Genomic DNA, 12564 nt, shown 5'->3' on the forward strand with positions numbered 1-12564 from the left:
CCCGGTTCGTGGCCTCTCGACGACGAGGACGGGCGCGCGGGGCCCCGAGCCGTGCGCCTGGCGGCGGGTCAGTCCTCCGGGTCGTCCAGGAGGCCGCCGCCGACCCAGTCGTCGATGGCCTGCTCGTCGGCCTCCGTCAGCTCCATCCGCGCCCCGCGGCACAGCCCGATGACGTTGTCCGCCCACGCCTCCGCGATGTCCTCGGCGGTGACGTCGGAGGTCAGCTCGAGCCCGGCGTACAGGACGCCCGAGATGACGAAGTTCACGGTCGACCGGCCGACCGCCGCGCCGGCCTCCTGGCACGCGTCGCGCACCCGGCGGGCCGTCGTGGCACGCTCGAACGGGTGCGCGCGGACGTCGTCGGCGAGCGTCGTCAGCAGGACGCGGTAGTTCTCCTTGCTGAGGCCGGGGGTGTCGGTGACGGCGATGACCTGCCGCTGCAGGGCGGTCGGGTCGGTGCCCGGGGCGGTGGAGGCGGCGCCGGGCAGGTCGGCCTCGCCGAACCGCTTGGGGTCCCACACGTAGCCGGGGGACGGCCGCGCGGCGACGCCGAGCTCGGGCACGACCTGCGCGAGCCACGGCAGGAACCCGCCCGCGCCCGCCCAGCGCGTCGCGGGCAGCGTCGGGTCCGCCTGCTGGGCGGCCTGCGCGACGGCGCCCGTGGGGACCGGGCGGTCGGCCGAGCGCACGCGCTGCAGGACCGCGCGGCGCGCGGCGAGCGAGCCGGTGCCGGCCGCCACGGGGGTGGCGGGAGCGGCCCCGTCGCGGGCACCGGACGCGGCGGCCGGAGCGGTCCCGGCCACCACCTCGGGCACCGGCACGGGCTCCGGCTCGACCGCCTCGACGGCGTCCCCGCCCGTCACGAGCTCCGCGAGGTCGTCCGCGGTGATGACGGTGTCCGCCACGGCGCGGTAGGCGCTGGCCGCGGGGCTCGCGGTGATGATCGTGACCCGGCGGTCGGCCGCCCGGCAGCGCTGCACGAGCGGCGTGAAGTCGGCGTCGGCGGACACGATGACGAACTCGTCGTACCGGGTCGCCCCGTCGAGCGCGTCGACGGCGTCGAGCACCAGGTTGATGTCGGCGCTGCTCTTGCCCTGCTGGGTGAGCGACGGGCAGTCGACCACCTGGAACCCGGCCCGCGTGAAGTTCGGCCGGAACCGGGAGAACACCGACGGGTTCAGGTAGCAGGCGCGCACGAGGAACCGCCGGGTGAAGTCGCCGTCCGCGTCGGACCCGTGCTCCAGCTCGGCCAGCCAGTGGCCCGGGTCGGTCGCGAACGCCTCGGCGGCGTCGGGGTCGAGCCGGCGCAGGCCGATGTACACGTTGTCGAAGTCGACGAACATGGCGGTGCGCAGGCGGCGCGGCAGGTCCGGGCGGTCGAGCGGGGCGTGGGTGGTCACGGGACCATCCTGCCGTGGACGGTGCCGGTCCCGCGCACGGGGGCCTCCGTAGACTGTCCCGGTGCCGAGCGGGGACCGGGTGGTGAGCAGTGGACGTCCGTGACCTCCTGGCCGACCCGGAGCTGGGGCTGAGCGTCGTCGCCGCCGAGCCCGACGCGCTCGACCGGCCCGTGCAGTCCGCGTACATCACGGACCTGCCGGACCCGTCGCGGTTCCTGTCGACCGGTGATGTCGTGCTCACCTCCGGCCTGTGGCTGGACCGGCCGGGTGGCGCGGCGACGTTCCTCGGTGCGCTCGCGCAGCAGGGCGTGGCGGCGGTGGTGCTGGGGCTGATCGAGATCGGCGTGATCCCGGACGAGGTGATCGCGACGTGCCGGGAGCGGGGCCTGACGCTGCTCACCGTGTCGCCCGGGGTGTCGTTCCGGCGGATCGCCGACGCCGTCGCCGCGCAGCAGCCGGGCTCCCCGGCGGGGCTGGCGAGCCGGACGATGCGGTTCAGCCGGCGGATCGCCGACGCCGTGGCGCGCGGCGGCGGCGTCGCGGAGCTGCTCGGTCAGCTCACCGCCGAGTTCTCCGTGGGGTGCTGGGTCATCGACGAGACCGGGGCGCTGCTCGCCTCGGCGGGGGCGGCGCCGGACCGCGCGCAGGTGGCGGAGCAGTGGAACGCGGTGATCGCCCGGGAGCACGAGCGGCGGGTGATCGTCCCGGGTCCCGGCGGCCCGGCGACGGTGGTGCGCACCGGCGCGCGCGACCGGTCGGGGTTCCTGGGCGTCTGGGGGGACCACCGCGCGTTCTCCGACGAGGTCACGCTGGCCGTCGACGCCCTGGTGGGCGCGCTGCGGGTCGAGATGGAGCTCGCCGCCCGCTGGCGGGAGACCCGCGACGCGCAGGTCGCCGCGCTCATCACGTCCATCCGCGACCAGGAGGCGTCCCCGGGCGCCATCTCCGCGCGGATGCGCCTGGAGGGCATGGCCCCGCAGGACGAGACGACGATCGTCGCCGCCCGGGTGGACGACCCGCGCTTCCCGCGCGCGGCGACGCTGGAGATGCTCCAGCGCACCCTGTCCGCCCGCGGGCACCGCGTCATGGGCTGCCGCACGGACGACCTCGCGATCCTGCTGGTGAACGGCGCGGGCGACGACGAGCGGCCGCTCGCGGAGCACCTGACCGAGGAGTACCACCTGCTGCTCGCCGGGCGGCAGCTCCGCGTGGGGCTGAGCGACCCGGTCAGCGGCGTGAGCCGCCTGAACTCGGCCATCGCCACGGCGGTCGAGCGGGTGCAGAACGCGTCCGGCACCGGCCCCGTCGTCGTGTCGACCTCGCTGCACGTCCAGTCGCACCGCGCCCTGCTGCGGATGCTCGGGGAGAGCACGCGCGCCGGGTACGCCCGGGAGGTGCTGGCACCGCTGGTGTCGTACGACGAGCGGCACAACGCGGACCTCGTCGGCACGCTGCGGGCGTTCCTCGACGGCGGCGGGGCCTGGCAGGAGACCGCGCGCCAGCTGCACCTGCACACCAACACGCTGCGCTACCGGATCGCCCGCATCGAGGAGCTGACCAACCGCGACATGGGCACGATGGCCGACCGCGTGGACCTGTTCCTCGCGATGGCCTGCCTGGACGAGACGGAGTAGCGGGTCCGGGGACGTTCAGCGGTTCAGTGGCTCAGGCTCGTCGGCGCCCTGGCCCTTCAGGAACGTGAGGCTGCGGACGGCGAGGGCCCGAGAGTCCATCAGCTCCTGGGCGGACGGCTCGGCGTTGGCCCGCGCGAGGGTGGCGGCGCGGGCGGCGAGGTCGAGGTTCTCTGAGAAGATCCCGAACGTCGTCAGGGCGGAGTAGACCTCGGCGGTGTCGGGGGCGAGCAGCACCGCCCGCTCGAGCACCTGCCCGGCCCTGTCGAACCGGCCCTTGCGGCACAGCCAGGGAGCGTACGTCTTCGCCGTGTTGATGTAGTCGGTGATGTTGTCGGTCGCGTCGGCCAGCTCAAGGGCCTTCTCGAACGACTCGATGACGACCTCCTCCGGCTCGCCGGACTCGGACCGGGCGATGGCGAGGTTCCTGTACAGCGTGGCGCGCCGCGGGTCGGTGGCGATTAGCGACTCGCAGTCACGCGCCATGCGCTCGAACTGCCCCGAGGCGATGTAGTAGTTGAAGAGGACCTTCAAGGCGTTAGCCCCTGCGCGGGCGTGTCGGCCGACCTCGAGCAGCCGCGACTGCGCCGCCTCGCGCACGTCGGGGTCGCTGGACTCGAGGTCGAGGCCGTGCAGCTCCGACGACGCGCTGTGGTTCTGCGGGTCGCGTTGGACGGCCAGTGTGTAGAGGTCCCGCGCGAGGGCGTAGTCCCCGAGGACCGTGCGAGCGGCATCCCCTGCCAGCTCGAGATGGGAGGATCGAGCGCCGTTCATGTCCCGGATCTTCTCGACGAGGGCGACGACCTCCACGGGGGAGCTGTTGTGCCGCAGCATCGCAACGAGCGAGGATGGCGTGGCGGAGTTGATGGCGCCGAGGCTCGGCAGGATCGACTGCGCACGTTCCAGGCTCGACTCAAGTGCGTCACGGATCTCGTTGGCCGACTGCAGCTGGTCGAGGTGGGCTCGTGCCTCTGTCATGATGCGCGCGGCCTCGGCCTGCACGCCCTCACTTGCCTCGCGGAGTGCGGCGTTCACGTCCTGACCTGCGGTGAGGAAGTCGAGGTACTTCCGGCCGAGCTGTGCCTCGACCTCGCGCTGGACCCGCTTGTCCAACGTCTCGCGCCGGGTCCGGGACTGCGCGGCGACGAAGGTCGCCACACCGAGCAGGATGCCGACGAGCCCCGAGATCACGGGCAGCGTGATGTCCCCCATGGAAGGACGCTACCGGTTGCCCGGCCCGCACGGAACGGGATCGGAGTGCCGCATCGTCCCGGCCGCCCGGCGTCGGCCCACGATCAGGCCGCGCCGAACCGCATCGTCGGGATGCCCCAGGCGCGCGGGTCCGGGACGCGCAGCAGCGCGGGGGAGACGACCTCCTCCACCAGCACCTCGACCGTGTAGTGCGCCTCGGCCCCGAGCAGGTGCCCGGCGAACCCCGCGGCGGCGGCGTTCTTCACGCCCACCGCCAGGTGCACGTGCGGCGTGGCGGCCTGCGCCTCGGCGTCCCACAGGATCGTCCCGCTGCCGATGCCCTCGGAGTAGGTCACGGTGACCTCCTGGGGCAGCGGCGGCTCCTGGTCGGCGACGGGGGTGTCCGCGGCGATGAACCGCACCGACCGGAAGGCCCCGGAGAACACGGGCACGAACCCCTGCCGGATGCCGTGCGCGCGGCACGCCTCGGCCAGGGACGACAGCACCTCGTCGCCCGGCTCCAGCACGACCGCGACCCGGCGCCCGGTGGTGACCTCGCTGCTCTGCACGCGCCCGCCTCAGCCGGCCGCGGCGTCGTCGGAGGCCGCGGCGTCGTCGGAGCCGGCCGCGTCGTCGGTGCCGGCGGCGAGCGCGGGCACGGCGGCGCCCACGGCGAGCGCGTGGGCGCGGATCTCCGCGAGCAGCGCCGCCTTGCCGGCCTCGGGCAGGAACGACGACACCACGGCGTTCGCGGCGAGCACGCCGACCTGGTCCTCGGTGACCGCGCCGGCCGCGACCAGCGCCCGGACGTTGTCGTCCAGGTAGCCGCCGAAGTACGCCGGGTCGTCCGAGTGCACCGACGCGCGCAGGCCCTCGTCGAGCATCACGGCGATCGGGTGGTCGGCGAGGTCCGGGCCGGCGGTGCGCAGCGCGACGTTGGACAGCGGGCACACGGTCAGGGGGGTGCGGGTCTCGCGCAGGTGCGCGACCAGCTCGACGTCCTCCAGCGCGCGGTTGCCGTGGTCGATCCGCTCGGCGCCCAGCACGTCCAGGGCCTCCCAGACGTAGTCCGGCCCGCCCTCCTCGCCGGCGTGCGCGACGCGGTGCAGGCCCTCGGCGGCGGCGCGCTCGTAGACGTCACGGAACAGCGACGGCGGGAACCCGACCTCGCTGGAGTCCAGCCCGACCCCGAGCAGCAGCGACCGGTGGGGGAGCACGGCCTCGAGCGTCGCCATCGCGGCGTCCGGCCCGAGGTGCCGCAGGAAGCAGACGATCAGCCCGCCGGACATGCCGTGCCGCTCCCGCGCGCCGGCCAGGGCGTCCGCGAGGCCGAGCAGCACGTCGGCGACCGGCACGCCGCGCTCGGTGTGGGACTGCGGGTCGACGAACACCTCCGCGTGCCGCACCCCCGCGGCGGCGGCGCGGTCCAGGTAGCGCGCGCCGAGGTCGCGGAAGTCCTCGCGGGTGCGGAGCACGTCGAGGTTGGCGTAGTAGACGTCCAGGAACTCCTGGAGGTCGTGGAACGGGGCGCCCCGGCCGGCGCCGGCGGGGACGGGCAGGCCGTGACGCGCGGCGAGCACCCGGATGAGGTTGGCGTCGAGCGTGCCCTCGATGTGCACGTGGAGCTCAGCCGTCGGCCACACGTTCGCCTCCCGCTCCTGGTCGTGGTGCGCGCGGTCCGCCCCACGCTCGTCCGGAAGCCAACCACAGGGCCGTGGGCTGCTGCTTCGTGCGATCCACCAACGACGCGGCGGGGCGGCCGGGGCGCGCGCTGGGCGATCCGCCGGACCGACCCCGCGCGGGTCCTCCCGTGTGACGCGCGTGTGACGCGCTCGGTGTGTCGCACAACGGACCGCACCGTCCGGGGGCGCCAGGTTCGGAGGATCCCACATGGCGACCGGGCGGGCCCGGCCTGTCTGATGGAGGACGTCGCCGGGTCCGCCCCGCGACACCCCTCCCCCTGGCACCGCGGCCACCCGATGTGTCCGGGTGGCCGCACGACGTGATCGAGGTTGACGTGACCCGCACCATCACGACCCCGCGCCCCCGGCGCCGCACCGCCGGCCTCGCCGCTGCCGTGGCCGTCGCCGGCCTGCTGCTGTCCGCCTGCTCGGGTGGCGGCGACGACGCCGCGGCCGGCTCCGGCGACGACGCGGGCGAGTCGTTCGACGCGGTCAGCGTGCAGCTCTCGTGGCTGAAGAACCAGCAGTTCGCGGGCGAGTACCTCGCGGTCGAGGACGGCCTGTACACCGACGCCGGCTTCCCGGAGGTCACCCTGACGGCGGGCGGCTCGTCGGCCACCAGCGCGGAGGCCGCGGTCGCGACCGGCCAGGCGTTCGTCGGCCTGTCCTCCCCGCTCATCACCGCCCCCGCGATCCAGGGCGGTGCGGAGCTCAAGATCGTCGGCGCGACCTACCAGCGCAACCCGTTCGCGCTCGTCTCGGGCGCGGACGCGCCGATCGCCGGGCCGGACGACCTCGCGGGCAAGACCGTCGCCGTCTCCGACTCCAACACCCTGGTGTGGAACGCGTTCCTCGCGGCGAACGACATCGACCCGGCCGACGTGACGACGGTGCCGCTGTCGGACACCTCGATGCTCACCACCGGCCAGGTCGACGGGTTCATCGGCTACACCACGACCGGTGCCGCCGCCCTGGAGGCCGCCGGCTTCCCGGCCACCGAGTTCCTGCTCGCCGACGAGGGGCTGCCGATGGTCGGCGAGGTGCTGGTGACCTCGCAGCAGGCGATCGACGAGCAGCCGGAGCAGGTCAAGGCGTTCCTGCTCGCCACCGCCGAGGGCTGGCGCGCGGCGCTGGACGACCCGGAGCGCGCCGTCGACCTCACGGTCAACGAGTACGGCAAGGACCAGCAGTACGACGCCGACGCGATCACCCTGTCGTTCGAGCGGCAGGCGACCCTCATCGAGTCGGACGACACCGCGGCGAACGGCCTGCTGACGATCACCGACGAGCTGCAGGAGGGCACCATCGCGTCGCTCGCCTACGCGGGCATCGACATCGCCGCCGACGAGCTGTTCGACCTGTCGCTGCTCGACGAGGTGTACGCCGAGAACCCGGACCTGCTCTCGTGACGTCCTCCCCCCTGTCCGCACCCGTCCCCGCAGCCCCCTCGGCCCCGGGGGCGGGTGCGCCCACGTCCGCGCCCGGCATCGAGATCACCGGTCTGGGCAAGGAGTTCCGCTCCGGCCGGCGCACGGTGACGGCCCTGGAGGACGTGAGCCTGTCGACGCCCCGTGGGTCGTTCCTGTCGCTGCTCGGCCCGTCCGGCTGCGGCAAGTCGACGATCCTGCGGATCCTCGCGGGCCTGGAGACGCCGACCGCCGGCACCGTCGCGGTCAACGGCACCCCCGTCGCGCCCGGCAGGCGGGCGGACGGCATGGGCATCGCGTTCCAGGACCCGGCGCTGCTGCCGTGGCGGTCGGTGCAGAAGAACATCCGGCTGCCGCTGGAGATCCAGAAGCGCCGCGACGACGGCATCGTCGACGAGCTGATCGACCTGGTGGGCCTGCGGGGCTTCGAGAAGGCCCGGCCCGCGCACCTGTCCGGCGGCATGCGGCAGCGCGCGTCCATCGCCCGGGCGCTCGCGGTCCGCCCGGACTTCCTGCTGCTGGACGAGCCGTTCGGCGCGCTGGACGACATGACCCGGCAGCGCCTGAACTTCGAGCTGCAGCGCATCTGGACCGAGCGCTCCGCGACGACGCTGATGGTCACGCACGGTATCGCGGAGGCGGCGCTGCTGTCCGACGTCGTGGCCGTCATGTCCGCCCGCCCGGGCCGCATCGTCGAGGTCGTCGAGATCCCGTTCGAGCGCCCCCGCACGCCGGAGATGATGCGCACGCCCGAGTTCCACGAGGTGGTCGACCACCTGTCCGGCCTGCTGTTCGCGCCCGGCGGCGCCGGCGCGAAGGGCGAGGAGTGAGCGACGTCGCCGCGCGGTTCCGCGGCGCGCTGGCCCGCCCGTGGGTCGGCGGCACCGTGGGCATCGTCCTGCTGCTGGCCCTGTGGTGGGCGATGACCGCGAACCTGGAGAACAGCACCTCGTTCCCGTCGCCGGTGGACGTGGCCCGCTCGGCGGTCGCGGACGGCTGGCCGTTCTACGAGGCGAACGTGGTCCCGACGCTGACCCGCGCCGCGCAGGGCTACCTGTGGGGCAACCTCGCGGGCCTGGCGCTGGCCGCCGTCGTGCTGGTGGTGCCGCGCCTGGAGGACGTCATCACCCAGCTCGGCGTCATCTCGGCGTGCCTGCCCGTGACGGCGATCGGTCCGATCGTCATGGTGATCTTCGGCGGCCGCGCCTCCGCGATCTTCCTGGGCGCGCTGCTGGTGTTCTTCACGACCCTCGTCGGCGCGATCCTCGGGATGCGCTCGGCGAGCCGCAGCTCGCTGGACCTCGTCGCCGCGTACGGCGGCGGCCGGTGGACGCAGATCCGCACGGTCCAGCTCATGTCGGCGCTGCCGGCGATCGTCACCGCCCTGCAGGTGGCGGTCCCGGCAGCGCTGCTCGGCGCCGTCGTCGGGGAGTACCTCGGCGGCATCGACTCCGGCATCGGCGTGGCGCTCAACGCGGCGCAGCGCCAGATCCAGCCGGACCGCGTGTGGGCGCTGAGCATCCTGGCCGGGCTGATCGCGCTCGGCGGGTACGCGCTGGTCGGGCTGGTCGGGCGGGTCCTGACCCCGTGGGCGTCGGAGCGTCGGTCGTGACCGGCGGCACGGGGCGGTTCGTCGCCCGCCGGGCCGCCACGCTCGCGGCGGCCGTCGTCGTCGCGCTCGGCGTGTGGGTGGCCGTGCTCGCGGCGTTCGACGTGAGCCCGCTCATCGGCAAGCGGCCGTGGGACGTGTTCGCCTACGTCGTCACGGCCGAGGGCGCCGCGGACCACCGCGCGACCATCGCCGCGGACCTCGCCGTCACGGTGCGGGACGCCGGCATCGGCTACGTGGTCGGCCTCGCCGCGGCGTTCCTGCTGGCCGTCGTGTTCTGCGTGTCGCCGGTGCTCGAGCGGATCGTCATGCCGACCGCCATGGTGCTGCGCTCGATCCCGCTGGTGGTGCTGACGCCGCTCATCACGCTGATCTTCGGCATCGGGCAGGCGGGCGTGACGGCCATCGTCATCCTCGTGGTGTTCCTGCCGGCGCTCGCGAACATCCTGTACGGCCTGCGCAGCGTCTCCGGCGAGCACCGGGACCTGGTGCTCGCGTACGGCGGCTCGTCCTGGACGGTGCTGCGCAAGGTCGCCCTGCCCGCGGCCGTGCCGTCGACGCTGGCCTCCGCCCGGATCGCGGTGCCGTCGGCCGTGACCGGCGCGATGATCGCCGAGTGGCTGTCCACCGGCGAGGGCCTCGGCGGCGCGATCTCGAAGGCGGCCGGCTCGTTCGGGTACGACGCGATGTGGGCGTCGGCGATCACGGTGGCCGCGGTGACGATGCTCGCGTACGCGGTGCTGAGCGTCGTGGACGCCGTGGTCACCGAGCGGATGGGGCAGCTCACGTGACCGACGTGACGCTGGTGCTGCGCGGGGGGACCGTCGTGGACGGCACCGGCGCGGAGCCGGTCGTCGCGGACGTGGCGCTGGCCGGGGACCGGGTCGCGGCCGTCGGGCCGGGTCTGGGCGCACCGGCCGGCGCGCGGGTGCTCGACGTGCGCGGGCTCGTGGTCGCGCCGGGGTTCGTGGACGCGCACACGCACTCCGACGTCGTGCCGTTCATGGCCGAGCCGCAGCCGTTCAAGGTGCTGCAGGGCGTCACCACCGAGGTGGTCGGCAACTGCGGCAACTCCGCCGCCCCGCTGGTGGACGAGCGGGCGGTCGAGCTGCACCGGCCGATCTCCAGCACCGTGGCCGCCGGCGTCGACGGGCACTGGAACCAGCCCCGCACGTTCGCGGAGTACCTGGACGCCGTGGAGCGGTACGGCCCCACCAACCACGTCGCGTCGCTGGTCGGGCACAGCACGCTGCGGATCAGCGCGAACGGCATGGCCGAGCGGCTGGCACCGGGCGCGCTGGACCGGATGGTCGCGCTCGCCGAGGACGCGTTCGTGGACGGGGCGTTCGGGCTGTCGAGCGGTCTCATCTACGCGCCCGGCGTGTACGCCGACACCGACGAGGTCGCCGCGCTCGCCGCCGTCGCCGCCCGCTGGGGCCGCCCGTACGCCACCCACATGCGGGACGAGGGCGACGGCCTCGCGGACTCCCTGGCCGAGACGTTCGACGTGGCCCGGCGCACCGGCGTGCGGGTGCAGGTGTCGCACTGCAAGGCCGCCGGGCGCCGCAACCACGGGCGCGCGGGCGAGCTGCTGGCCGCCCTGCGGGCCGCGCGCGCCGAGGGCGTCGACGTGCACGGCGACGCCTACCCGTACACGACGGGGGAGAGCTTCCTCACCGCCCTGCTGCCCGCCGAGGCGCAGGTCGGCGGGCGCGGGGCGCTCGTGGCCCGGCTGTCCGACCCGGCGACCCGTGCGGCGCTCCGGGACCGGGCGCTCGCGGGTGGACCGGGCGCGGGGTCGTGGACCCAGACGACGCCGGGCGGCGTGCTGCTGAGCATGCACGCGGAGACCGCCCTGCTCGGCCGCAGCGTCGCCGACGTCGCCGCCGGGCGCGGGCTCGACCCGTGGGACGCCCTGTGCGACCTGGTGCTGGCGGACCCGGGGGCCATGATGGTCTACGAGCTGATGGCCGAGGCGGACGTCCGGGAGATCCTCGCGGACCCGCTGGTGGCGATCGGCTCGGACAACTCCGTGCCGGTGGGCAACGCGCACCAGCGCGGGTGGGGGTGCTTCCCGACGGTGCTCGGGCGGTACGTCCGCGACCTCGGCGTCCTCGACCTCCCGGAGGCGATCCGCTCCATGACCTCGCTCGCCGTCGACGCGCTCGGGCTGCCCGGGCGGGGGCGCCTGCTGCCGGGGTTCGTCGCGGACGTCGCGGTGGTCGACCCGGCCACCGTCGGGCACGCCGGGACCCCGCAGCGGCCGTGGGAGCGGCCGACGGGGGTGCGGTACACCGTGCTCGCGGGCCGCGTCGTCGTCGAGGACGGGGAGTTCACCGGCGTGCGCGCGGGGCGCGTGCTGCGCGCGGGGCGGCCCGAGCGGCCGGCGCGCCAGGGCGTGGCGGCGTGACGGGGCGCCGCGTGGAGGTCGGGCCCGGGGGCCGCGGGGACCTCACCGTCGCGGACCTCGAGCTGCCCGCGATGGTGCTGCACGACGCGGCCATCGACCGGAACATCCGCGTCATGGCCGACTGGTGCCGGGCCGCCGGCGTCGCGCTGGCCCCGCACGCCAAGACGCACATGTCGCGCGACCTCGTGCGGCGCCAGACCGAGGCGGGTGCGTGGGGGTTCACCGCGGCGACCCCCGCGCAGGTCCGGACGCTGACGGCCTGGGGCGTGCGGCGCGTGCTGCACGCCAACGTGCTGGTCGACGCCGGTGCGATCCGGTGGGTCGCCTCCGAGCTGCTGACCGCCGACGCCGCGACGGAGTACCTCTGCTACGTCGACAGCGAGGCGGGGCTGGACCTGCTGCTCGCCGAGCTCGCGTCGCTGCGGCCCGCCCGCGCGCTGCCGCTGCTCGTGGAGCTCGGGTTCCCCGGCGGCCGGACGGGCATGCGGGACGACGCGGCCGCGCTCGCGCTGGCCCGGCGGGTCGCGGCGAGCCCGCACGTCCGGCTCGCCGGGGTGTCCGCGTTCGAGGGGCTCATGCCCGCGGGCGACGACCCGGGCGCCCCGCGCGGCGCGGTCGAGCTGCTCGGCCGGGTGCGGGCCCTGGTCGGCGCGATCACCGCGGAGGGCCTGGTCGCGGGCGTGCCGGTCGTCACCGCCGGCGGGTCGTCGTACCCGGACCTGGTGCTGCGCGAGCTCGCCCCCGCCCGCTGGGACAGCCCCGTGACGACCGTGCTGCGGTCCGGCTGCTACGTGACCCACGACCACGGGGTGTACGAGCGGACGTCCCCGCTCGGCTCCGGGCGCGGGGACGGCACGCTGGTCCCGGCGTTCGAGCTGCGCGCCTCCGTGCTGTCCCAGCCGGAGCCCGGCCTGGCGGTCGTCGGCTTCGGCCGCCGCGAGGCCCCGACGGACGACCGGCTGCCGCGCGTGCTCGGCGTGCCCGGCGACGAGGACCGCGACGTGACCGGCTGGGAGGTCACCGGCGTCAACGACCACCACGCGTTCCTGCGCGTCCCGCCCGGCACCGACCTGGCGCCCGGCACGGTGCTGCGCCTCGGCATCAGCCACCCCTGCGGCGCGTTCGACCGCTGGCGCCACCTGCCGCTGGTCGACCTCGACGGCCGCGTGGTCGGCGAGATCACGCCCGCCCTCTGACCGCTCCCTGCGAAAGGC

Annotated in this window: 11 protein-coding genes; 7 read left to right on the plus strand and 4 right to left on the minus strand. The window is 75.1% G+C overall.

What is annotated here, in order from left to right; translation table 11 throughout:
• Positions 1-68: 68 nt before the first annotated feature.
• Complete coding sequence (locus AAHH18_RS07100) at positions 69-1400, minus strand: NYN domain-containing protein (protein WP_343301120.1); 1332 nt, start codon at positions 1398-1400, stop codon at positions 69-71.
• Positions 1401-1489: 89 nt separating this feature from the next.
• Here AAHH18_RS07100 and AAHH18_RS07105 point away from each other — a divergent pair, with 89 nt between their 5' ends.
• On the plus strand, positions 1490-3034 hold the full coding sequence (locus tag AAHH18_RS07105) for a PucR family transcriptional regulator (RefSeq protein WP_343301121.1): 1545 nt from the start codon (positions 1490-1492) through the stop codon (positions 3032-3034).
• 15 nt (positions 3035-3049) lie between these two features.
• Here the strand turns inward: AAHH18_RS07105 and AAHH18_RS07110 are convergent, their stop codons facing one another.
• From AAHH18_RS07110 to add, 3 genes are all read right to left on the minus strand, one after another.
• Positions 3050-4243 (minus strand): tetratricopeptide repeat protein, encoded by a 1194-nt coding sequence (locus AAHH18_RS07110; protein WP_343301122.1) that lies wholly within the window; start codon positions 4241-4243, stop codon positions 3050-3052.
• Positions 4244-4326: 83 nt separating this feature from the next.
• Positions 4327-4791 (minus strand): PPC domain-containing DNA-binding protein, encoded by a 465-nt coding sequence (locus AAHH18_RS07115; RefSeq protein WP_343301123.1) that lies wholly within the window; start codon positions 4789-4791, stop codon positions 4327-4329.
• Between the two features lie 9 nt (positions 4792-4800).
• A complete protein-coding gene (add, locus tag AAHH18_RS07120) occupies positions 4801-5865 on the minus strand; it encodes an adenosine deaminase (protein ID WP_343301124.1) in 1065 nt (354 codons plus the stop codon).
• 374 nt (positions 5866-6239) lie between these two features.
• Between add and AAHH18_RS07125 the strand changes: the two genes are divergently transcribed.
• Genes AAHH18_RS07125 through AAHH18_RS07150 form a run of 6 tightly spaced genes read left to right on the plus strand, consistent with a single transcriptional unit; the run spans position 6240 to position 12546 of the window.
• Positions 6240-7313: an ABC transporter substrate-binding protein gene (locus AAHH18_RS07125; RefSeq protein WP_283319865.1), complete on the plus strand. Its 1074-nt coding sequence runs from the start codon at positions 6240-6242 to the stop codon at positions 7311-7313.
• On the plus strand, positions 7310-8161 hold the full coding sequence (locus AAHH18_RS07130) for an ABC transporter ATP-binding protein (RefSeq protein ID WP_343301125.1): 852 nt from the start codon (positions 7310-7312) through the stop codon (positions 8159-8161). Before AAHH18_RS07125 ends, AAHH18_RS07130 begins: the two co-directional genes overlap by 4 nt.
• Positions 8158-8943 (plus strand): ABC transporter permease, encoded by a 786-nt coding sequence (locus tag AAHH18_RS07135; protein ID WP_283319867.1) that lies wholly within the window; start codon positions 8158-8160, stop codon positions 8941-8943. The genes AAHH18_RS07130 and AAHH18_RS07135 overlap by 4 nt, the downstream gene beginning before the upstream one ends.
• Positions 8940-9731, plus strand: coding sequence for an ABC transporter permease (locus AAHH18_RS07140; RefSeq protein ID WP_283319868.1), 792 nt, complete (start codon positions 8940-8942; stop codon positions 9729-9731). The genes AAHH18_RS07135 and AAHH18_RS07140 overlap by 4 nt, the downstream gene beginning before the upstream one ends.
• On the plus strand, positions 9728-11350 hold the full coding sequence (locus AAHH18_RS07145; protein ID WP_343301126.1) for an N-acyl-D-amino-acid deacylase family protein: 1623 nt from the start codon (positions 9728-9730) through the stop codon (positions 11348-11350). The genes AAHH18_RS07140 and AAHH18_RS07145 overlap by 4 nt, the downstream gene beginning before the upstream one ends.
• Positions 11347-12546 carry a type III PLP-dependent enzyme domain-containing protein gene (locus AAHH18_RS07150; RefSeq protein ID WP_343301127.1) on the plus strand — a complete coding sequence of 400 codons (1200 nt, stop codon included), beginning with the start codon at positions 11347-11349 and terminating at the stop codon, positions 12544-12546. Before AAHH18_RS07145 ends, AAHH18_RS07150 begins: the two co-directional genes overlap by 4 nt.
• Positions 12547-12564 lie beyond the last annotated feature (18 nt).

The organism is Cellulomonas olei, from assembly GCF_039548315.1.
GTDB lineage: Bacteria > Actinomycetota > Actinomycetes > Actinomycetales > Cellulomonadaceae > Cellulomonas.

Coding starts and splice junctions, on each gene's coding strand:
- AAHH18_RS07110 (WP_343301122.1), bottom strand. CDS start 4,243: ATGGGGGACATCACGCTGCCCGTGATCTCGGGGCTCGTCGGCATCCTG.